Raw genomic sequence first — 19,955 nt, forward strand, 5'->3', positions numbered from 1 at the left:
CCCACTGCGAGTCCACCCGAGGCGACGCCGCCCTACCCCAACCCGTTCCCGCCGAACAGGTCCGGCCCAGGCCCCGCGCCCTCGAGCCCCAGCAGGAACCGTTTCGCCGCCAGCCCGCCCGCGAAACCCGTGAGCTGGCCGGCGGCGCCGACGACCCGGTGGCAGGGCGCCACGATCGAGAGGGGGTTGCGGCCGTTGGCGGCCCCCACGGCGCGCATGAGGTTCGCGTCGCCGAGCGAGCGCGCGATCGCGCCATAGCTGCGCGTCTCGCCATAGGGGATGCGCAGCAGTTGCGCCCAGACCCGCTTCTGGAATTCCGTGCCGTGGGCGTCGAGCGGCAGGTCGAAGCACCGGAGCGCGCCGGCGAAGTAGCTGTCGAGCTGCCGCTCGGCCTCGCGCAGCACCGGATGGTCCGGGTCCGCGCCGGCGAGGGTCAGCGGCACCCGCCGCGGGTCGTCGGCCTCCCACAGGATCGCGGCCAGCCCGCGCCCGGTCGCCGCCAGCGTCAGGGCGCCGACCGGTGACGCCATCACCCGGGTGACGGCGTGCGGCCGCCCCGCATCCCGGCCCGTCGCCACGCCTCGCCTCCGGTCCCGTGCCCGCTTTCCGGCCAGTATAGCCGGCCCGACGGCGCCGGGAAGGGCCTGGGGTTCTCCCGTGGCGGAGGGGCGGCGGTGCGTCTCGGCCGGTATCTCGGCCAGTGTCTCGGCCGGCATCTCGGCCCGGGCGGCTTTCGTTCCAACCTTCGTTTTATTCGCTTGCCAGCCCTTCCATCTTCGACATACCTTCCATGCGTCGACGAACGAGCGCAACGTCAAAGCGCCGCCCCGGGAGGATGATCCATGGACGACCTACGCCGGAGCACAGCAGGACCTCCCTGCTCATGAGCCTCGTGCTCGACGCCGTCGGTCTCAAGCGGGGCGACGAGGTCATCATCGCCGATGCGTCGCTGGATCTCCAGCCCGGCACCATGAACGTCCTGCTCGGCCCGACGCTGAGCGGCAAGACCACGCTGATGCGCCTCATGGCGGGGCTGGACCGGCCGACCTCCGGCCGCATCGTCGAGGACGGGCGCGACGTGACGGGCCTGGGCGTGAAGGCCCGCTCGGTCGCCATGGTGTACCAGCAGTTCGTCAACTACCCGACCCTGTCGGTCTACGACAATATCGCGTCCCCGCTGCGGGTGCAGGGCCTGGCCAAGGCCGAGATCGAGGCCCGGGTGGCGCGCGCCGCCAAGCTGATGCGGCTCGAGCCCATGCTGAAGCGCACGCCCGCCCAGCTGTCGGGCGGCCAGCAGCAGCGCACGGCGCTCGCCCGCGCCCTCGTCAAGCAGGCGAAGCTCGTGCTGCTCGACGAGCCCCTGGCGAACCTCGACTACAAGCTGCGCGAGGAACTGCGCGAGGAACTGCCGCGCATCTTCGCCGAGACGGGCGCCATCCTGGTCTATGCCACGACCGAGCCCGGCGAAGCGCTGCTGCTGCGCGGCCGCACCGCCACCCTGCACGAGGGCCGCATCACCCAGGTGGGGCCGACCGCGGCCGTCTACCGCGACCCCGCCAACCGCGACGCCGCCCGCGTCTTCTCCGACCCGCCGCTGAACGAGCTCGCCGTCACGGTCGCCGGCGGGACGGCGACGCTGGCCGACGGCCGCGGCTTCCCGGCCGAGGGCCCGCTCGCCGGCCTGCCCGACGGCGCCTGCACGCTCGGTTTCCGCGCCGACGCCGCCCGCGTGGCGACGCAGGGGGGCGGGCTGGGGGACGGGCTTCCGCCGTCCGGCCCGAGCTTCCCCGGCGCCGTCTCGGTCACCGAGATCAGCGGCTCGGAAAGCTTCGTCCACGTCGTCACCGACGCCGGGCTCGGCACGGTCGTGTGCCTGGTCGAGGGCGTCCACGCCTTCGAGCCGGGCGACCGCGTGGCGGTGGAGCTCGATCTCGGCGCCGCCTTCGCCTTCGGCCCCGACGGTCGCCGCATCGCCGCCAGGGGCGGCAGGGCCGTGGCGACCGGGCCCGGCCTGCGCCAGCCCGTCCCGGCCTGAGGAGAGGATCCATGGCCGACATCACCCTCGACGGCATCGGGCACGCCTATGGCGGCGCGCCGCGGAGCGAGGCCGACTACGCGCTGAAGCCCATCCACCACGTGTGGGAATCCGGCAAGGCCTATGCCCTGCTCGGCCCTTCCGGCTGCGGCAAGACCACCCTGCTCAACATCATCTCGGGCCTCGTCATCCCGTCGCACGGGCGGCTGCTCTTCGGCGACCGGGACGTGACCCGGCTGCCGACCGAGCAGCGCAACATCGCCCAGGTGTTCCAGTTCCCCGTCATCTACGACACCATGACGGTGGCGGAGAACCTGGCCTTTCCGCTGAAGAACCGCGGCATGGCGCGCCCGCAGATCGAGAAGCGCGTCGGCGAGATCGCCGCCATGCTCGACCTCGTGCCCGACCTCGGGCGCCGCGCCCGCGGCCTCACGGCGGATGCCAAGCAGAAGATCTCGCTCGGGCGCGGCCTCGTGCGCTCGGACGTCTCGGCCGTGCTGTTCGACGAGCCCCTCACCGTCATCGACCCGGCGCTGAAATGGGAGCTGCGCTCGAAGCTGAAGGCCGTGCACCGCGCGCTCGACCTGCTGATGATCTACGTCACCCACGACCAGGTCGAGGCCCTGACCTTCGCCGACAAGGTGGTGGTGATGAACGACGGGCGCGCCGTGCAGATCGGCACGCCGACGGAGCTGTTCGAGCGGCCCGAACACACGTTCGTGGGCTATTTCATCGGCTCGCCGGGCATGAACCTCCTGCGGGGCGAGGTGTCGGGGGCCGAGGCGCGGGTCGACGGCCACGTGCTGCCGCTCGGCGCCGCCTACCCGAACCTCGCCGGCGGGGCGAGCGTGAAGCTCGGCATCCGCCCCGATTACGCGACGCTGACCCAAGGCGAGGGCCTGCCCGTGACGGTGACGCGCATCGACGACCTCGGCCGCAAGCTGCTGGCCCATGTGAGCCTCGGCGGGGCCGGCGCCCAGTCGCTGGTGGCGAGCGTGCCGCGCGGCATGGGCGTCGACCTCGGCCCGGCCCGCCTCCGCCTCGACCCGGCCAAGACCCACGTCTATCACGACGAGCGCCGCGTCGAGGGCCGAAGCCTCACTGCCGGAAGGGCCGCCTGATGGACACCCGCGCTTTCGCCAACCGGGCCTGGCTCTTCGTCGTGCCCGTCATGATCGTGGTTCTGTTCTCCTCGCTCACCCCCATGATGACGGTGGTGAACTATTCCTTCCAGGACACGATGGGGCAGAACAACTTCTTCTGGAACGGCGTCGGCTGGTTCCAGAACCTGCTCGACCCGACGACCGCGGTGGGCCAGCGCTTCCAGGGATCGCTGCTGCGCAACCTCCTCTTTTCGGCCGTGGTGCTGGCCATCGAGGTGCCGCTCGGCATCGCGGTGTCGCTGTGCATCCCGAAATCCGGCTGGCGGGTCGGGGCCGCGCTGGTGCTGATCGCCCTGCCGCTGCTGATCCCCTACAACGTCGTCGGCGTCATCTGGCAGCTGTTCAGCCGCACCGACATCGGCCTGCTGGGCGTCGGCCTCACGGCGGCGGGCGTGCCCTTCAACGTCACCCAGGATGCGGCCTCGGCCTGGTTCGTCATCATCGTCATGGACGTGTGGCACTGGACCTCCATGCTGGCCCTGCTGTGCTACGCGGGCCTGAAGGCCATCCCGGACGCCTATTACCAGGCGGCGCGCATCGACGGCGCCAACCGCTGGAGCGTGTTCCGCAACATCGAGCTGCCGAAGCTCCGCAAGGTGCTGGTCATCGGCATGCTGCTGCGCTTCATGGGCTCGTTCATGATCTATACCGAGCCCTTCACGGTGACGGGCGGCGGGCCCGGCGAGGCCACGAGCTTCCTGTCGATCGACCTCGTCAAGATGGCGCTGGGCCAGGTCGACCTCGGCAATGCCGCCGCCTATTCGCTGGTCTACAACCTCATCACGCTGACGGTCTGCTGGGTCTTCTTCACCTACACGACCCACGCCGACCAGAAGGATGCCGCATGAGCTCCTCCTCCGTCCTTTCGGCCCCCCTCGGCGCCGCCTCGGCGGCAGCGGCCCCGACGGCCCGCCGCCCCAGCGGCACCACGGTCGGCATCGCGCTCTACGTGCTGTTCCTGTTCGTGCCGATCTATTGGCTCGTCAACGTCAGCTTCAAGACCAACACCGATATCCTGTCGGGCCTCAGCCTGTGGCCGCAACACCCGACGCTCGACAACTACCGCCGCATCTTCGTCGATCCGGAGTGGCACGCGAGCTTCGTCAACTCGATCCTGTACGTGGGCATCAACACGATCGTGTCGGTAGCGGTGGCGCTGCCCGCCGCCTATGCGTTCAGCCGCTATCGCTTCGTCGGCGACAAGCCGCTGTTCTTCTGGCTGCTGTCGAACCTCATGGCGCCGCCGGCGGTCTACGCCATGCCGTTCTTCAACCTGTATTCGGCGACCGGCCTGTTCGACTCGATCTGGGCGGTGGCACTGGCCCATTGCCTGTTCAACGTGCCCCTGGCAGTGTGGATCCTCGAGGGCTTCATCTCGGGCGTGCCGCGCGAGATCGACGAGACGGCGGCCATCGACGGCTATTCGTTCCCGCGCTTCTTCGTGAAGATCTTCCTGCCGCTGATCGCCAACGGCATCGGGGTCGCGGCCTTCTTCTGCTTCATGTTCTCCTGGGTCGAGCAGCTGCTCGCCACGACCCTCACCACCGTCGACGCCAAGCCCATCGCCGGCATGATGTCGCGCGCCTATTCGGCGGCGGGGCTCGACTGGGGCCTGCTGGCCGCCGCCGGCGTCCTCACCATGATCCCGGGCGCCATCGTCATCTGGTTCGTGCGCAACCACATCGCCAAGGGCTTCGCCCTCGGCCGCGTCTGAGGGGGGCCGCCGTGGACACCATCGCCGACCACCTCGCCTGGATGGCCTGGACCTGGCAGACCATCGTGTTCTTCGCCTGCATGGCGGCGGCCCTGGCGGGGCTGACGACGCTGGCGGTGCTGCGCCCCGAGACGCCGCACCGCGGCATTCTGGGCTTCGCCACGACGCGCGGCGACCGGTTCTTCGTGTCGCTGCTCGCCTCGGCCTTCATCTTCCTCGGCTTCATCCGCTTCGGGGGGGAGAACTTCCTGTATCCGGCCGCCGCCGCCCTGCTGCTGGCGGCCGTGATGTTCCGTTTCGCCTGACCCCCGGATCGAGGGGGCGGCGTCCCGGCCTCGCCGGGCGCCCAGGCGCCAAGACCAACAGAGCCGGGGCGATCCCGCCAACCGGCCTCATGAGGAGAGGACACCCATGTTCAACCGCCGTACGATCCTGAAGGGAACCGCTGCCGCCGGCGCCGCCGCCGCCGCCGGCATCGCCCCCACCCCCTCGATGGCGCAGAAGGCCGATGCCGCCAAGCGCTGGGTCGAGACCGAGTTCAGCCCCTCGACCCTGTCCAAGGACGAGGCCATGGCCGAGATGCAGTGGTTCACCGACGCCGCCAAGCCCTTCGCCGGCCTGAAGCTGTCCTGCGTGTCGGAAAGCCTCAAGGTCCACGACTACGAGTCCCAGGTGCTCACCAAGGCCTTCGCCGAGATCACCGGCATCGAGGTCCGGCACGACATCATGGACGAGGGCGCGCTCGTCGATAAGATCGGCGTTGAGATGCAGTCGGGCCGGCCGATCTACGACTTCTGGATGAACGATTCCGACTTCATCGGCACGCATCCGCGCTACAACGACATCGTCGACGGCTCGCTGACCGACTTCATGGCCGGCCAGGGCAAGGACGTGACGAGCCCGACGCTGGACCTCAACGACTTCATGGGCCTGTCGTTCGGCACCTTCACGGACGGCAAGCTCTACCAGCTGCCCGACCAGCAGTTCGCCAACCTCTACTGGTTCCGCTACGATTGGTTCCAGAAGCCCGAGCTGAAGGCCAAGTTCAAGGCGAAGTACGGCTACGAGCTCGGCGTGCCCGTCAACTGGTCGGCCTACGAGGACATCGCCGACTTCTTCACCAACGACGTGAAGGAGATCGACGGCCAGAAGGTCTATGGCCACATGGACTACGGCAAGAAGGATCCCTCGCTCGGCTGGCGCTTCACCGACGCCTGGCTGTCGATGGCCGGCGCCGGCGACCGCGGCCTGCCCAACGGCAGGCCGGTCGACGAATGGGGCATCCGGGCCGAGAACGGCATCCCGGTGGGCTCCTCGGTCACCCGCGGCGGCGACGCCAACGGCCCGGCCGCCGTCTACGCGCTGACGAAATACATCGAGTGGCTGAAGAAGTACGCGCCGCCGGAAGCCGCCGGCATGGACTTCCTCGAATCCGGGCCGGTGGTCGGCCAGGGCCACATCGCCCAGCAGATCTTCTGGTACTCGGCCTTCACGGATTCGGCCCGCCAGCCCGGCCCGGTGATGAACGAGGACGGCACGCCGAAGTGGCGCATGGCCCCCTCGCCGCACGGCGCCTACTGGAAGGAGGGCATGAAGCTCGGCTACCAGGACGTCGGCTGCTGGACGATGCTGAAATACGCCCCGCTCGAGCACGTCAAGGCGGGCTGGCTCTATGCCCAGTTCTGCACGTCGAAGACCGTGTCGCTGAAGAAGGCGCTGAAGACGCTCCACCTCATCCGCGAATCGGACGTGTGGCACCCCGCCATGACGGAACTCGCCCCCAAGGTCGGCGGCCTCGTCGAGTTCTACCGCAGCCCGGCCCGCAAGCAGTGGACCCCCACGGGCGTCAACGTTCCCGACTACGCCAAGATGTCCCAGGTGTGGTGGCAGAACATCGCCAACGCCATCTCGGGACAGGTGACGCCGCAGCAGGCCATGGACGGGCTCGCCCGCGACCAGGACGCCATCATGGCGCGGCTCGAGAAATCGGGCGTGCAGGGCAAGCTCGGCCCGAAGATGAACAAGGAGGAGACGGCCGAATACTGGTTCGCCAGGGCCGAGAAGGACGGCAACCTCGCGCCCCAGCGCAAGCTCGCCAACGAGAAGCCCAAGGGCGAGACGGTCGACTACGACGCCCTGATCAAGTCCTGGCCCTCCACCCCGCCCAAGAAGGCGTGACCACGCTTGCCCTTCTCCCGTAGGACGGGAGAAGGTGTCGTCACGCAGTGACGACGGATGAGGGGCGTCGCGACGCTCGGGATCCCCTCATCCGACCGGACTGCGTCGGGCCACCTTCTTCCGCCCGGCGGACGAAGGTTCGCTGCCCCGTTCCTCATCGAGCTTCTCCCATGCCCGGCGCCATCCTCGTCATCGACCAAGGCACGACCTCGACCCGGGCCATCGTGTTCGGCCCCGATGCCGTGCCGGTGGCCTCCGCCCAGGAGGAGTTCCCCCAGCATTTCCCCCGCGCCGGCTGGGTCGAGCACGACCCCAAGGACCTGCTGCGCACCTCCCTCTCGACGGCGAGGATCGCCATGGCGCGCGCCGAGGAGGCGGGCTTCACGGTCGCGGCCCTCGGCATCGCCAACCAGCGCGAAACCGCGCTGGTGTGGGACCGCCGCACCGGCGCCGCCATCCACCGCGCGGTCGTGTGGCAGGACCGGCGCACGGCCGGCGCCTGCGCCGACCTCAAGCGCGAGGGCGCCGAGGCCCTGGTGCAGAACCGGGCCGGCCTCCTGCTCGACCCTTATTTCTCCGCCACCAAGGCCGCCTGGATGCTCGACGACGTCGAGGGCGCGCGGGCCCGGGCCGCGCGGGGCGAACTGCTGTTCGGCACGGTCGACAGCTTCCTGCTCTGGCACCTCACCGACGGGGCCGTGCACGCCACCGACGCCACCAACGCGTCGCGCACCGCCCTCTACGACATCCGGCGCGGCGCCTGGGACGAGGACCTGTGCCGCCTGTTCCGGGTACCGGCCGCCATGCTGCCGGAGGTGAAGGACTGCGCGGCCGAGTTCGGCACCGTGGCGGCGCGCCACCTCGGGCGCCCCCTGCCGGTGCTCGGCATCGCGGGGGACCAGCAGGCCGCGCTGATCGGCCAAGCCTGTTTCGAGCCCGGCATGGTCAAGGCCACCTTCGGCACCGGCGCCTTCGTGCTGCTGAACACCGGCGCCGAGCCCGTGCGCTCGACCCATCGCCTGCTCACCACCGTGGCGTACCAGCTCGAGGGCCGGCGCACCTACGCGCTCGAAGGCTCGATCTTCTCGGCCGGCGCCACCGTGCAATGGCTGCGCGACGGGCTGCAGCTCGTGCGCTCCTCGGCCGAGACCGGCGACCTCGCCGCCGATTCCGACCCCGGCCAGCCCGTCTACCTCGTGCCGGCCTTCGTCGGCCTCGGCGCGCCGCACTGGAACGCCGAGGCGCGCGCCACCATCACGGGGCTGACGCGCGGCTCCGGCCGCCGCGAGATCGCCCGTGCGGCGCTGGAAAGCACGGCCTTCCAGACCCGGGACCTCGTCGACGCCATGCGGGCCGACGATTCCAGCGACGCCGCCCGGGCCGCGGTGATCCGCGCCGACGGCGGCATGAGCGCCAGCGACTTCACCATGCAGAGCGTCGCCGACATGATCGACGCGCCGGTCGACCGCCCCGCCGTCCTGGAAACCACGGCGCTGGGTGCCGGCTACCTCGCCGGCCAGCGCTGCGGCCTCTACCCGGCCCCGGCCGAATTCGCCCGAAGCTGGAAGCTCGAGCGGCGCTTCTCGCCCGAGATGACGCCCGCGCGGCGCGACGCCAAGCTCGCCGGCTGGCGCGACGCCGTGGCCCGCACGGTGCTGGCGCGGGACGCATGACGCGCGGGCGCGCCCCATCCCCGGGCCGGGCCGGCGGGGCAGCCTTCGCCCCATGCTGATCCGTTTCCGCTGCGACCCGGCCCTCCTCGGCCACATCCCGCCGCCCGTGCCGGCCCGGGCCGCGCTGCCGGACTGGCTGCGCGACATGCCGGCCCGGGCCGCCTCGGAGCTCCACGGCGGCCCCGTCCGCACCGTCAAGACCTGCCCGCCCTTCGTGGACGCCATGGCGCATGGCTTCGTCATCCCCCTGCCCTGCGACGTGACGGTGGCGGGCGGCCGGCTGTCCTGGAACTGGGACCTGCCGGAGCCCGCCCTGCCCTCGCATCCGCGCTCGCCCCTGTCGTTCCACGCGCCCGCCCAGGTCGAAGGCTCGCCCTTCCATCGGGCGGACTGCGCCATGGTGAAGTTCAACAGCTTCTGGACGGTGGAACTCGAGCCCGGCTGGTCGCTGTTCGCCACCCACCCCGCCAACCGCGAGGACCTGCCCTTCCGGCTCCTCACCGGCCTCGTCGATGCGGACCGCTTCACCGCGGTCGGCATCCTGTTCCCGGCGCAGTGGAAGGATCCGGGCTTCTCGGGCGTGCTGCCGCGCGGCACCCCCGTGGCCCAGTGTTTCCCGGTGCCGCGCACGCCGCTGGCGCTCGACGTCGGGCCGCTCGACGCCGCGGGCTGCGACGCCTTCGAGGCCACCGCCCACGCCCTGCTGTCGGCGCCCGGCACCTACCGACGCCGCCATCGGGCGCGGCGCGGCCGCTCAGGCGTCGCCGGCGAGGTGGCGCCGCAGGGCGGCGAGGTCGAGCCATAATTCGCCGACCGGGGCCGTCGTGAGGGCCTGGGCGGCGCGGCCGAAGCTGTCGGGCCGCAGCCGCAGAGCGCGGCCGTAGGCTTCCCGGGCGCCCGGCAGGTCCCCCAGGCGCTGGCGGACCGTGCCGAGGTTCAGCGCCGCCTCGGCGAGCGCCGGGTCGAGGGCGAGCGCCGCGCCATAGGCCCGCGCCGCGCCCGCGAGGTCGCCCGCATCCTGCGCCGCCACGCCTTCGAGGAAGCGCGCCCGCACCGAGGCGGGATCGCGCGCCGCGGCCTCGGCGAAGGCCGCCTGGGCCGCCGCGGCCCGCCCGAGCCCCTGCAGCATGGTACCGACCTTGAGGAAGGCCTCGGCGGTCGGCGCGGCGCGGGCCGCCCGCTCGAAACACACGAGCGCCGCCGCAGGCTGCTTCAGCCCCACCAGCGTGTCGCCGAGCCGGCGCCAGCCCGGCGCCAATCCCGGTGCGATGCCGGGATGGAGCGCGAGGCAGCGGTCGAGCACCGCCGCGGCCCTGGGGTCGCCGGCCTCGAGCAGCGCCGCGCAGAGGGCGAAGAGGCGCGGGGCTTCGGGACCATCCTGCCGACCTCCGTCAGATCGCTCCTGCGTCACTCTCGCCTCCTGCCACGCGCTTTCTCGACCCCGCTTTCGGTCGGTGGATTCCGGGCACACACCCCGCTGCTTCAGGCGAAGGCGACGGGCCAATGCGCTCCATTGGATCGGCGGTGGACTGCATGACGTGGATGAACATCGCCGCAACGCCTCATACCCGCATCAAAGACGATCACACTCAGTCACGCGGACGGAACAGTCCCCTGATGCAGGCTACATTCCTCACTGCAATTTGCGTGTGGGTCTTTTCATAGAAACCGGCGCCTGGATAGAGCGGCGCACCTTCCGTAAAGAGTCCTCGAACCGTGTCGAACGGCTCAACGCGATCAGGAGCATCGTCAGGTGTGTTCGCGATGATTTCGTGCAGATTTCTAATCACGGCACAATCGAGCTTCCGCAGCAGCTTGTCTTTATGCGCATCGTGAGGGAGGTCGCCGTTTCTCGGCATTTGAGAATTCGTCGCGTTGCGCTGCGCTACGAGGTCATCATATGCGGAGCGCAAAAGAGGGAGATCCTCCCGCACCAGAAGGTCCAGACAATTGCCGAGATCAATGACGGCACCGATGACGAAGGCCTCTTTAAACCGTCCCAGAGTCACCTTGTCCTCAGCCCACTCTCTCGCCCGGACGGCATCGTTCTCCCAGAAGTACGCTCCAGGGCCAAGCCAATCGTATTCTTGATCGCTTTCGATCAGATCCGTCTCCCCGTCGAGGATCCGCGTTCCGACGGCTTTTGAACAGCCATGGAAACCGAGGACAACCGATGTGGCGAGGCGGCTCAAGACTTAGACGACGATCGTCACACGGTCTGTCTCGGGCTGGTACTCCGGGGTGAGCCGACCATCTTCGTCGATGATCCCCATCCGAATCAGCGAGGCGCGAGCCGCTTCGGGATCACGTGCGATGGATCGCGTGTGCTCTTCGATCCGCCTCTGCAGGGCGGCACGCTGCTTGTCCGTCATCGTAGCCTTCCTTGTCGCCGACATGGACAACCTACCAAATGGGACAGTGTTCGTCATCCTCCACCATGGAGGCACATCGCCAGGGAAGGCCGGCCTGATCTCCCGCACCCTCACCCCTCCGGCGGCCGCACGCGCTTCGGGCGCGAGGGCAGCGTCATGGCCTCGACGCGGAGCAGCGTGTCGAGCTCGGCCGGGGTGAGCAGCCCTTCTTCCAGCACGAGTTCGGCGACGCCGCGGTTCTCGGCCAGCGCCCGGCGGGCGATGCGCGAGGAGGCCTCGTAGCCGAGGGCGGGGCCGAGCGCCGTGACGATGCCGATCGAGCCCTGCACCAGCGCCTCGCAGCGGGCGCGGTCGGCCTCGATGCCGGCGACGCAGCGGTTCGTCAGCGTGTCGATGGCGGCGGTGAGCACCTTGATGGAGTTCAGCACGCAATAGCCGATCGTCGGCTCGAAGGCGTTGAGCTGCAGCTGGCCGCCCTCGGCGCACATGGTGACGGTGAGGTCGTGGCCGATGACCAGGAAAGCCACCTGGTTGACCACCTCGGGGATCACCGGGTTGACCTTGCCGGGCATGATGGAGGAGCCGGCCTGCACGGGCGGCAGGCGGATCTCGGCCAGGCCCGTGCGCGGCCCGGAGGACAGCAGCCGCAGGTCGTTGCAGATCTTGGACAGCTTCACGGCGATGCGCTTCAGCAGCCCCGAGAACAGCACGAAGGCCCCCATGTCGGAGGTGGCCTCGATGAGGTTCGAGGCCAGCACCATCGGCTGGCCCGAGAGCCGTGCCAGCTCCTCGACGGCGAGGGCCGCGTAGCGCGGGTCGGCGTTGATGCCGGTGCCGATGGCGGTGGCGCCGAGGTTCACCTCGCGGAACAGGGCCGACAGGTCGCCCAGCCGCGCCACATCCTCCTTGATGGTGACGGCGAAGGCGTCGAACTCCTGGCCGAGCGTCATCGGCACGGCGTCCTGGAGCTGGGTGCGGCCCATCTTGACGATGTCGGCGAAGTCCACCGCCTTGGTGCGGAAGGCGAAGGAGAGGTCGCCGAGCGCCCGCACCAGCGGCGCCGTCGCCAGGATGATGCCGAGGCGCAACGCCGTCGGGTAGGCGTCGTTGGTCGACTGCGCCATGTTGACGTCGTCGTTGGGATGGAGCGCGCGGTAGTCGCCGCGCTCGCGGCCCATCAGCTCCAGCGCCACGTTGGCGATGACCTCGTTGGCGTTCATGTTGGTCGAGGTGCCGGCCCCGCCCTGCACGGCGTCGACCACGAACTGGTCGTGGTGGCGCCCCTCCTCGGCGATGAGGCGGCAGGCCTCGTCGATGTGCCTCGCCTTCTCCTCGTCGAGCAGGTGGAGCCGCCGGTTGGCCCGGGCCGCCGCCTGTTTCACCAGGGCGAGCGCCCGCACGAAGTCGGGGAAATGCCCCACCGGCACGCCCGTGATGGGGAAGTTCTCGACCGCCCGCTTGGTGTGGACGCCCCAGTAGACGTCGGCCGGCACGTCGACCTCGCCGAGGAGGTCGTGCTCGCGCCGCGTCGCCACCGCCGCCAGCGCGATGGATTGCGTGGTGGCGAGCTGCAGCGTCGCGGCCGGGTCCTCGGGCGGGGGCGGTGGCGCGGGCGGCGAAGCGACGGACGGGACGGCTTTGGAACGGGTCAAGGTCCTGGCTCCTCGCGGGGCGTCGGGGGCCGGCATCATCGGCCCCTGCCGGACCCGCGCAAGGCCAAATCGGCGCCGCTACTCGGCGGCCTCCGCCGACCCGCGGGTTCCGCCCGCATCGAACTTGCCGTCCATGTCGAACTGCAGCCGGGCGAGGCGCGCGTAGAGCCCGTCGCGGGCGAGCAGCGCCGCATGCGTGCCCTCCTCGACGATGCCGCCGTCCTGCATGACCAGGATGCGGTCGGCCGTCACCACGGTGGCGAGGCGGTGGGCGATGACCAGCGTGGTGCGGCCGCGCATCACCTCGTCGAGGGCGCGCTGCACCAGCGTCTCGCTTTCGGCGTCGAGCGCCGAGGTCGCCTCGTCGAGCAGCAGGATGGGGGCGTCCTTCAAGATGGCGCGGGCGATGGCGAGCCGCTGGCGCTGTCCCCCCGACAGCGTCACCCCCCGCTCGCCGAGGCGCGTGTCCGGCCCGTCCGGCAGCGCCGTGATGAAGCCCCAGGCGGCGGCGCGCTCGGCGGCGGCGCGCACCTCGGCGTCGGAGGCGTCGGGCCGGCCGAAGCGGATGTTGTCGGCGATCGAGGCCGAGAAGATCGCGGGGTCCTGCGGCACGAGGGCGATGCGGGCGCGCAGCGCCGTCGGGTCGAGGCTGCGCAGGTCGATGCCGTCCACGAGGACGCGGCCCGCCGTCGGGTCGTAGAAGCGGGTCAGGAGCTGGAACAGGGTCGATTTGCCGGCCCCCGACGGCCCCACGATGGCGACCCGCTCGCCGGGCCGCACCGTCACCGTGATGTCCCGGACCACGGCGTCCCGCGCCCGCGTCGGATAGGCGAAGCTCACGGTCTCGAAGGCGAGGGCGCCCTGCGCCGGGCGCGGCAGGTCGGCCGGCACCGCCGGCGGCGCGATGGTGGGGACCACGGCGAGGATCTCGCTGAGCCGCCCCGCCGCGCCCGCCGCGGCCGAGATCTCGTTCATCACCTCGCTGAGCTGGCCGAGCGCGCTGGCGCCGAAGACCGCGTAGAGCACGAACTGCGACAGCAGCCCCCCCGACATGCGGCCCGCGATCACCTCGTGGGCGCCGAACCACAGCACGCCCACGACGCTGCCGAAAGCGAGGAAGATGGCCACGACCGTGAGCAGCGCCCGGGCGCGCGCTGCCAGGGCCGCGGCCCGGTAGGAGCCCTCGACGGCCCGGTCGAACCGCGCCGTCGACAGGCCCTCGGCGCCGTAGGCCTGGATGGTGCGCATGGCGCCGAGCGTTTCGGTGGCGAAGGACATGGCCTCGGCGAGCCGGTCCTGCGCGGCCCGCGAGCGCAGCCGCACGCCCCGGCCCGACAGGACCAGCGGCAGCACGATCACCGGGATGGCCAGCAGGACGAAGCCCGACAGCTTGGGGCTCGAATAGACCATCATGGCGACGGCCCCGAGGAACAGGAAGACGTTGCGCAGCGCCACGGAGGCCGAGGAGCCGAAGGTGGCCTTGAGCTGCGTGGTGTCGGCGGTGAGGCGGGACACGAGCTCGCCCGACTGGGCGCGGTCGAAGAAGCCGGCGTCGAGCCGCGTCAGGTGGGCGTAGAGGTCGGAGCGCAGGTCGGCCACGATGCGCTCGCCGAGCGTCATGACGAGGTAGTAGCGGGCGCCCGAGGCCAGCGCCAGCGCCGCCACCACCGCCACCATGGCGGTGAAATAGGCGTTGATGACCCCGACGCGGTCGGGCGAGAAGCCGAAGTCGACGAGACGCCGCACCGCTTCCGGCACCACGAGGGTGGCGAGGGAGGCCACGACGAGCGCCAGGATGCCGAGCGCGATGCGGCCCCGATAGCGCCGGACGTAGGGCATCAGCGGTTTCAGGGCCGCGAGCGAGCCCCGCGGGGCCCGGCCGCCTTCCGCCGCCTCTGCCGTAGCTGCCGTCCCGCTCTTGCGTCTCATGCTTCCCCGCTGACGTTTCGCGGCACGCCGCCCCGCGCGCCGGCGCGACGGGCTGGTCTTCGCCGCGCGCCTGGTTTATAGGACCGCAATTCTCCCCTGTATGGCGAAAATCACGAGGGCTTCGATCGGGTCCTCACGTTGCCATGCGTGACAGCCCTCTAGGACCGACCATGAAGACCTCGACGCATCCCCACTACCACATGATCAAGGTCGTGATGACCGACGGCACCGAGTTCATGACGCGCTCGACGCTCGGCACCGAGGGCGACACGCTGAACCTCGACATCGACCCCAAGACCCACCCGGCCTGGACCGGCGGTTCCCAGCAGCTGATGGATCGCGGCGGCCGCCTGTCGCGCTTCAACTCCCGCTTCGCCGGCATCAACTTCAACAAGAAGTAAGGCGCGGGCGAGCCCCGCCGCAAGGCGGCGGGGCGAAGCGACGCGCCGGCCACGGCCGATCAGCTGCGGCCCATCAACGACAGCCTGCCGCCAGCGCGGCGGGCGAGCCCCAGGCGTAGCGCAACACGGGATGGCGCTGCCCGTCCGGCTCGTCGGCCTCGAGCCGTTCGACGATCCCGCCGCCGAGCCGCTCGTAGAAGCCCCGCGCGGGAGCGTTGCCGGCGAGGCAGAAGAGATGCACGGGGCGCAGCGGCGCCGCGAGGCCGGCCCGCCGTGCCGTTTCGGCGAGGAGGGCGCGCCCGATGCCGAGTCCCCTCCGGGCGGGGTCGGCGTGGAGGTTGTCGACCAGCGTGCCCCAGAGCGGGTCGGCGTCGAGGACGAAACACACGAACCCCACCACGGCCGCGTCGGCGCAGGCCAGCACCGTCTCGGACCCGGCCGCGCCTTCGGCAAGCTTCCGCGCCCAGACGGTGCCGCGCTCCCGCTCGACCGGGCCGTCGAGATAGGCGTCGGCCAAGAGCCCGCGATAGGCCGAACGCCAGCTCGCGACGTGCAGCGCCGCCACCGCTCCGGCATCGGCGGCCGTGGCGCGCCGGAGCGTCGTCGCCCCCGTCACCGGCGGGTCGCGTCGGGCGACGGCGCGCCGGGCTTGCCGTCCCCGGAGGCTGCACGCCGGCGGCCGGCCAGCACCTCGCGGTAAAGGTCGAGCGTGCCCCGCTCCATCCGCTCCAGGGAGAAATGGTCCGCCACATGGGCCTGGGCGCGCCGCGCCAGCGCGTCCCGCGCGCTGGCGCCGAGGGCCAGCGCTTCGCCGATGGCGAGCGCCAGATTGCGCGGGTCGTCGGGCGGCACGCACCAGCCGGTGCGGGCCTCGACGGGGACGCGGGGCGCGGACAGCACCGTCTCGGGCACGGCGCCGAGATCCGACACCACCACGGGCGTGCCCATGGCCTGGGCTTCGACAGCCGAGCGGCCGAAGGCTTCGGGCTTGGTCGACGGCACCACGACGACGCTCGCCGCCAGGAAGGCGGCCGGCATGTCGGCGACGTGGCCGACGCGCGACACGATGCCGTCGAGCCCGGCCGCCGCGATGGCCTCGTCGAGTTCGGCGACGTAGCGGCTGCGCCCCTGGGGGTCGCCGGCCAGCACGAAATGCGTGCCGTCGAGCCCCGCCGCCCGCAACAGGCGGGCGGCCTCGATCAGCACGCGCTGCCCCTTCCAGCCCGTGAGGCGGGCCGCCAGCAGCACGATGCGGTCGCCGGCCTCGACGCCCCAATCCGCCCTGAGCTTGGCGACGCGCCCCGGCGCCACTGCGCCGGGGGCGAAGAGCTTGAGGTCGGTGCCCCGGTGCACCACGGCGACTTGCGGCACCGCCCAGGGATAGAGGGAAGCGATGAGACCGCGGGTGTAATCGGAATTCGCAATGACCACATCGCCCCGCGCCATCACGGAATTGTAGCGCAGCTTCAAGGCGCTGGTGCCACCGTAGGAGCCGTGGAACGTGGTCACGAAGGGCGTGCCGGTGGCGCGCGCGGCGCCGAGCGCCACCCAGGCCGGGGCGCGCGACCGCGCATGCACGATGGCGGGGCGCTCGAGCCTGATGAGCCGCGCCAGCCGGGCGACGTTCCACGCCATGGCGGCCGGGTTCTTGGAATCGGCCGGGAACGGCACCCAGATGCCGCCGCGCGCCTGCAATTCGCTGACGAGGCGGCCGCCGCGGCTCGCCACCAGGGCGCGGGCGCCGGCATCCACCAGGGCGCCGGCGATGTCGATCGTGGTGCGCTCGGCGCCGCCGGCATCGAGGGCCGGGATGATCTGCAGCACCGTCACGCCGGTGAGCGAGACGGCCGACAGGTCCTTGGGGGCGGCCGGCGAGGGCGCACGCGGCGAGGCTTGCGGCATCAGGCTCTACGGTGTTTCGTGCGCATGGTTCAGTCTGTCCCCGACCGGTGTGCCCTGATTATGCCGCAAGACGCCCAACCGACAATGCTGCTCGTGCGAACGGCGCTGGGGGAGCGCCGGCTCGCCGTCACGGCCCGACCGGCGGCCACGGGCGGCGCCGGGGTCGCCGGCGACGGCGACGGGCCCGGGCTCGTGTGGCTCGGCGGCTTCAAGTCGGACCAGACGTCCGGCAAGGCCGTGGCGCTCGACGCCTGGGCGGGACGCCGGGGACGCGCCTGCCTGCGCTTCGACTATTCGGGGCACGGCGCCTCCGAGGGCCGCTTCGAGGACGGCACCATCGGGCTCTGGCTCGACGATGCCCTGGCGGCGATCCGCGCCGCCAGCGCCGGGCCGCAGATCCTGGTCGGCTCCTCCATGGGGGCGTGGATCGCGCTGCTGGCCGCCCGCGCCCTGGCCGAGGCCGGCGAGGCGGAGCGGATCGCCGGGCTGGTGCTGATCGCCCCGGCGGTGGACTTCACGGAAGCCCTCATGTGGGAGCGGTTCGACCCCGAGATCCGCGCCGAGATCGAGCGCACGGGCCGCTGGATCCGGCCATCGCCCTACGCCAACGAGGGCTATCCGGTGACGCGGGCGCTGATCGAGGAGGGGCGGCGCCACCTGCTGCTCGGCGGCGTCGTGCGGGCGCACGGGCCGGTCCACATCCTGCAGGGCATGCGGGACGCGGACGTGCCCTGGGAGCATGCGATGCGGCTCGTCGAGCATCTCGCCGCCGACCCCGTCAGCATCACGCTGGTCAAGGACGGCGACCACCGCCTGTCGCGCGAGGAGGACATCGCCCGGCTGCTCGCCGCCGTCGCCAACCTGACCTGAGGGACGGGAGGGTCATGCCGTAGCCGTCATGACCCTCAGCGCTTCGGGACGGGGAAGCTGGTCGGCGCGTCGGGGGACAAGCCGTCCGCCGGCCCGTTGCCGGACCGGCGGGTCCGTTCGCGTGTCGGATCAGGCGGCGGCCGGCATGCTCGCCATGTCGATGACGAAGCGATACTTCACGTCGCTCCGCTGCATGCGGTCGAAGGCCGTCTCGATCTCCTCCATGCGGATCATCTCGATATCGGCCGTGATGCCGTGCTGGCCGCAGAAGTCCAGCATCTCCTGCGTCTCGGCGATGCCGCCGATCAGCGAGCCGGCGAAGTTGCGGCGCTTGAAGATCAGGCCGAAGACGTTGGTCGACAGCGGCTTGTCGGGCGCACCCACCTGGCAGAGCGTCGCGTCGCGCTTCAGGCAGTTCAGCAGGGCGTTGATGTCGTGCTCCGCCGCCACCGTGTCGAGGATGAAGTCGAAGCTGCCGGCCTGGGCCGCCATGGCGGCGGGGTCGCGCGACACGATCACCTCCTCGGCGCCGAGGCGCCGGGCATCCTCGGCCTTGTTGGGCGAGGTCGTGAACAGGGCGACGCGGGCCCCCATGGCATGGGCGAGCTTCACGCCCATGTGGCCGAGGCCGCCGAGCCCCACCACGCCGACGCGCTGGCCGGGGCCGACCTTCCAATGCTTGAGGGGCGAGAAGGTCGTGATGCCGGCGCAGAGCAGCGGTGCCACGGCCTTGAGGTCGAGGTTCGCCGGGATCTTCAGCGTGAAGCCCTCGTCGACGACGACGGCCTGGGAATAGCCGCCGAAGGTGAGGCCGCCCGAAACCTTGTCCTCGCTGTTGTACGTGAAGGTCTGGCCCTTCTCGCAATAGTTCTCGAGCCCCTCGGCGCAGGACGGGCAGTTCCGGCAGCTGTCGACGAGGCAGCCGACGCCGGCGAAGTCGCCGACCTTGAACTTGGTGACGGCGCTGCCGACCGCGCTGACGCGACCCACGATCTCGTGGCCGGGGAGGCAGGGATAGAGCGTGTTCTGCCACTCGTTCCGGGCCTGGTGCAGGTCGGAGTGGCAGACGCCGCAATATTGGATGTCGATCCTGACGTCGCGGGGGCCGGGGTCGCGGCGCTCGAAGCTGAAGGGCCGCAGCGGCTGGTCGGCGGCCTCGGTGGCGTAACCTACGCAGGTGAACATGGGTGGCCTCGGTGATGGTTCGCCCGACCTCGGCGGCCGCGGGGGCCGGCAGGTCGGCGCGGTGCGGACCGGCGATCGGCCCGCAGGGGGTTGGACGTGGGGGCGACCTTTGGACGGGTGCCGGCGGAGCGGACGCGCCGCCGCGGCGCGTCGTCCCCATCGCCATATAGCGTCGGACCCGCGCTCCGCGCCACCGCCGAGGCGGGCCGGGCCTCCGCTCATCGCGCACCGCCGACGGCCGGGCCGCATTGACAAGGGGCGGGCCGCCCGTGTTCGCTCGCGGTCCGGCGGGTGCGCGACCGCGCCGCGAGACCGGATCCCTGGCCACAATGCCCGAGGCGTCGACGATCGAGCGAGGAGACCGGCCCTGTCCGGGGCCGTGCACGCCGGTGAACCCCGGCGGGCCGCGAGGGGGGCCGCCATGGCGTCGCTGAGCCTGCGGATCGACCTCCATCCGGCGGGCCGCATCGGGCCGGGCAAGATCGAGCTCCTCGAGAAGATCGCGGCCTTCGGCTCCATCTCGGCGGCGGGGCGCGCCATGGACATGTCCTACCGCCGCGCCTGGGACCTCGTCGGGGAGATCAACGCCATGTTCGGCCAGCCGGTCGTCGAGCGGCAGGCCGGCGGGCGCCGGGGCGGCGGCGCGCGGCTGACGGCGCTGGGGCTGGCGTTGGTCGCCCGGTTCCGGGCCATCGAGCGGGTCGCCGCCGAGGCCGCGGCGGTCCACCTGTCCGCCCTGCAGGCCGAGGTCGAGCGCGGCGCCGCACCGGACGCGCGGGACGCGGCGACACCCGAACCCTGACGGCGGCCGGCCCTCCAAGCCGCTCCCGTGCCGCCGCCATGCCGTGCCGCGCAACAGAATGCTGATGCGCGCGGTTGTG

The 19,955-nt window shown here is 71.4% G+C and carries 20 protein-coding genes; 11 read left to right on the forward strand and 9 right to left on the reverse strand.

The window, feature by feature from the left end:
• Nucleotides 1-32 precede the first annotated feature (32 nt).
• A complete protein-coding gene (locus D3272_RS21810) occupies nt 33-530 on the reverse strand; it encodes a methylated-DNA--[protein]-cysteine S-methyltransferase (protein WP_129221364.1) in 498 nt (165 codons plus the stop codon).
• Between the two features lie 353 nt (nt 531-883).
• On the opposite strand from D3272_RS21810, the gene D3272_RS21815 reads away from it, so the two are divergent.
• The 8 genes from D3272_RS21815 (at nt 884) to D3272_RS21850 (ending at nt 9,568) form a co-directional block, all read left to right on the forward strand.
• Nucleotides 884-2,035, forward strand: coding sequence for an ABC transporter ATP-binding protein (locus D3272_RS21815; RefSeq protein ID WP_129221324.1), 1,152 nt, complete (start codon nt 884-886; stop codon nt 2,033-2,035).
• An 11-nt stretch (nt 2,036-2,046) separates the two neighbouring features.
• Nucleotides 2,047-3,156, forward strand: coding sequence for an ABC transporter ATP-binding protein (locus D3272_RS21820; protein WP_129221325.1), 1,110 nt, complete (start codon nt 2,047-2,049; stop codon nt 3,154-3,156).
• Entirely contained in the window at nt 3,156-4,046 is an 891-nt protein-coding gene (locus D3272_RS21825; RefSeq protein ID WP_129221326.1) for a carbohydrate ABC transporter permease, read from the forward strand. The genes D3272_RS21820 and D3272_RS21825 overlap by 1 nt, the downstream gene beginning before the upstream one ends.
• A complete protein-coding gene (locus D3272_RS21830) occupies nt 4,043-4,912 on the forward strand; it encodes a carbohydrate ABC transporter permease (protein WP_129221327.1) in 870 nt (289 codons plus the stop codon). The genes D3272_RS21825 and D3272_RS21830 overlap by 4 nt, the downstream gene beginning before the upstream one ends.
• 11 nt (nt 4,913-4,923) lie before the next feature.
• Nucleotides 4,924-5,217: a DUF2160 domain-containing protein gene (locus tag D3272_RS21835; RefSeq protein WP_207210281.1), complete on the forward strand. Its 294-nt coding sequence runs from the start codon at nt 4,924-4,926 to the stop codon at nt 5,215-5,217.
• Nucleotides 5,218-5,323: 106 nt separating this feature from the next.
• On the forward strand, nt 5,324-7,090 hold the full coding sequence (locus D3272_RS21840) for an ABC transporter substrate-binding protein (RefSeq protein ID WP_129221328.1): 1,767 nt from the start codon (nt 5,324-5,326) through the stop codon (nt 7,088-7,090).
• A gap of 170 nt (nt 7,091-7,260) precedes the next feature.
• On the forward strand, nt 7,261-8,763 hold the full coding sequence (gene glpK, locus D3272_RS21845; protein ID WP_129221329.1) for a glycerol kinase GlpK: 1,503 nt from the start codon (nt 7,261-7,263) through the stop codon (nt 8,761-8,763).
• A gap of 52 nt (nt 8,764-8,815) precedes the next feature.
• Nucleotides 8,816-9,568: a hypothetical protein gene (locus D3272_RS21850; protein ID WP_129221330.1), complete on the forward strand. Its 753-nt coding sequence runs from the start codon at nt 8,816-8,818 to the stop codon at nt 9,566-9,568.
• Here the strand turns inward: D3272_RS21850 and D3272_RS21855 are convergent.
• From D3272_RS21855 to D3272_RS21870, 5 genes are all read right to left on the reverse strand, one after another.
• Nucleotides 9,518-10,174 (reverse strand): tetratricopeptide repeat protein, encoded by a 657-nt coding sequence (locus D3272_RS21855; RefSeq protein ID WP_129221331.1) that lies wholly within the window; start codon nt 10,172-10,174, stop codon nt 9,518-9,520. The genes D3272_RS21850 and D3272_RS21855 overlap by 51 nt on opposite strands.
• Nucleotides 10,175-10,352: 178 nt before the next feature.
• A complete protein-coding gene (locus D3272_RS21860) occupies nt 10,353-10,955 on the reverse strand; it encodes a hypothetical protein (RefSeq protein WP_129221332.1) in 603 nt (200 codons plus the stop codon).
• A 3-nt stretch (nt 10,956-10,958) separates the two neighbouring features.
• Nucleotides 10,959-11,135: an ATP-binding protein gene (locus D3272_RS27485; protein ID WP_165361467.1), complete on the reverse strand. Its 177-nt coding sequence runs from the start codon at nt 11,133-11,135 to the stop codon at nt 10,959-10,961.
• A gap of 110 nt (nt 11,136-11,245) precedes the next feature.
• Nucleotides 11,246-12,709 carry an aspartate ammonia-lyase gene (locus D3272_RS21865; RefSeq protein WP_245496721.1) on the reverse strand — a complete coding sequence of 488 codons (1,464 nt, stop codon included), beginning with the start codon at nt 12,707-12,709 and terminating at the stop codon, nt 11,246-11,248.
• A 156-nt stretch (nt 12,710-12,865) separates the two neighbouring features.
• On the reverse strand, nt 12,866-14,716 hold the full coding sequence (locus tag D3272_RS21870; protein ID WP_129221334.1) for an ABC transporter transmembrane domain-containing protein: 1,851 nt from the start codon (nt 14,714-14,716) through the stop codon (nt 12,866-12,868).
• A gap of 170 nt (nt 14,717-14,886) precedes the next feature.
• Here D3272_RS21870 and rpmE point away from each other — a divergent pair, with 170 nt between their 5' ends.
• Complete coding sequence (gene rpmE, locus D3272_RS21875; RefSeq protein ID WP_129221335.1) at nt 14,887-15,117, forward strand: 50S ribosomal protein L31; 231 nt, start codon at nt 14,887-14,889, stop codon at nt 15,115-15,117.
• Nucleotides 15,118-15,190: 73 nt separating this feature from the next.
• On the opposite strand, the gene D3272_RS21880 is transcribed toward rpmE, so the two are convergent.
• Together D3272_RS21880 and D3272_RS21885 are read right to left on the reverse strand one after the other, a co-directional pair.
• The gene (locus D3272_RS21880; protein WP_129221336.1) at nt 15,191-15,733 is read right to left on the reverse strand and encodes a GNAT family N-acetyltransferase; all 543 of its coding nucleotides are present in this window, start codon (nt 15,731-15,733) and stop codon (nt 15,191-15,193) included.
• Nucleotides 15,730-17,019, reverse strand: coding sequence for a glycosyltransferase family 4 protein (locus tag D3272_RS21885; RefSeq protein ID WP_129221337.1), 1,290 nt, complete (start codon nt 17,017-17,019; stop codon nt 15,730-15,732). The genes D3272_RS21880 and D3272_RS21885 overlap by 4 nt, the downstream gene beginning before the upstream one ends.
• Before the next feature lie 84 nt (nt 17,020-17,103).
• On the opposite strand from D3272_RS21885, the gene D3272_RS21890 reads away from it, so the two are divergent.
• Complete coding sequence (locus D3272_RS21890; RefSeq protein ID WP_129221338.1) at nt 17,104-17,889, forward strand: alpha/beta hydrolase; 786 nt, start codon at nt 17,104-17,106, stop codon at nt 17,887-17,889.
• A gap of 129 nt (nt 17,890-18,018) precedes the next feature.
• On the opposite strand, the gene D3272_RS21895 is transcribed toward D3272_RS21890, so the two are convergent.
• On the reverse strand, nt 18,019-19,074 hold the full coding sequence (locus D3272_RS21895) for an NAD(P)-dependent alcohol dehydrogenase (protein ID WP_129221339.1): 1,056 nt from the start codon (nt 19,072-19,074) through the stop codon (nt 18,019-18,021).
• Between the two features lie 421 nt (nt 19,075-19,495).
• On the opposite strand from D3272_RS21895, the gene D3272_RS21900 reads away from it, so the two are divergent.
• Nucleotides 19,496-19,876 carry a winged helix-turn-helix domain-containing protein gene (locus D3272_RS21900; protein WP_129221340.1) on the forward strand — a complete coding sequence of 127 codons (381 nt, stop codon included), beginning with the start codon at nt 19,496-19,498 and terminating at the stop codon, nt 19,874-19,876.
• The last annotated feature ends 79 nt before the right edge of the window (nt 19,877-19,955 follow it).

It is taken from the genome of Lichenibacterium ramalinae (genome assembly GCF_004137085.1).
Lineage (GTDB): Bacteria > Pseudomonadota > Alphaproteobacteria > Rhizobiales > Beijerinckiaceae > Lichenihabitans > Lichenihabitans ramalinae.

Coding starts and splice junctions, on each gene's coding strand:
- D3272_RS21810 (WP_129221364.1), bottom strand. CDS start 530: ATGGCGTCACCGGTCGGCGCCCTGACGCTGGCGGCGACCGGGCGCGGG.
- D3272_RS21815 (WP_129221324.1), top strand. CDS start 884: ATGAGCCTCGTGCTCGACGCCGTCGGTCTCAAGCGGGGCGACGAGGTC.
- D3272_RS21820 (WP_129221325.1), top strand. CDS start 2,047: ATGGCCGACATCACCCTCGACGGCATCGGGCACGCCTATGGCGGCGCG.
- D3272_RS21825 (WP_129221326.1), top strand. CDS start 3,156: ATGGACACCCGCGCTTTCGCCAACCGGGCCTGGCTCTTCGTCGTGCCC.
- D3272_RS21830 (WP_129221327.1), top strand. CDS start 4,043: ATGAGCTCCTCCTCCGTCCTTTCGGCCCCCCTCGGCGCCGCCTCGGCG.
- D3272_RS21840 (WP_129221328.1), top strand. CDS start 5,324: ATGTTCAACCGCCGTACGATCCTGAAGGGAACCGCTGCCGCCGGCGCC.
- glpK (WP_129221329.1), top strand. CDS start 7,261: ATGCCCGGCGCCATCCTCGTCATCGACCAAGGCACGACCTCGACCCGG.
- D3272_RS21850 (WP_129221330.1), top strand. CDS start 8,816: ATGCTGATCCGTTTCCGCTGCGACCCGGCCCTCCTCGGCCACATCCCG.
- D3272_RS27485 (WP_165361467.1), bottom strand. CDS start 11,135: ATGACGGACAAGCAGCGTGCCGCCCTGCAGAGGCGGATCGAAGAGCAC.
- D3272_RS21870 (WP_129221334.1), bottom strand. CDS start 14,716: ATGAGACGCAAGAGCGGGACGGCAGCTACGGCAGAGGCGGCGGAAGGC.
- rpmE (WP_129221335.1), top strand. CDS start 14,887: ATGAAGACCTCGACGCATCCCCACTACCACATGATCAAGGTCGTGATG.
- D3272_RS21885 (WP_129221337.1), bottom strand. CDS start 17,019: ATGCCGCAAGCCTCGCCGCGTGCGCCCTCGCCGGCCGCCCCCAAGGAC.
- D3272_RS21890 (WP_129221338.1), top strand. CDS start 17,104: ATGCTGCTCGTGCGAACGGCGCTGGGGGAGCGCCGGCTCGCCGTCACG.
- D3272_RS21895 (WP_129221339.1), bottom strand. CDS start 19,074: ATGTTCACCTGCGTAGGTTACGCCACCGAGGCCGCCGACCAGCCGCTG.
- D3272_RS21900 (WP_129221340.1), top strand. CDS start 19,496: ATGGCGTCGCTGAGCCTGCGGATCGACCTCCATCCGGCGGGCCGCATC.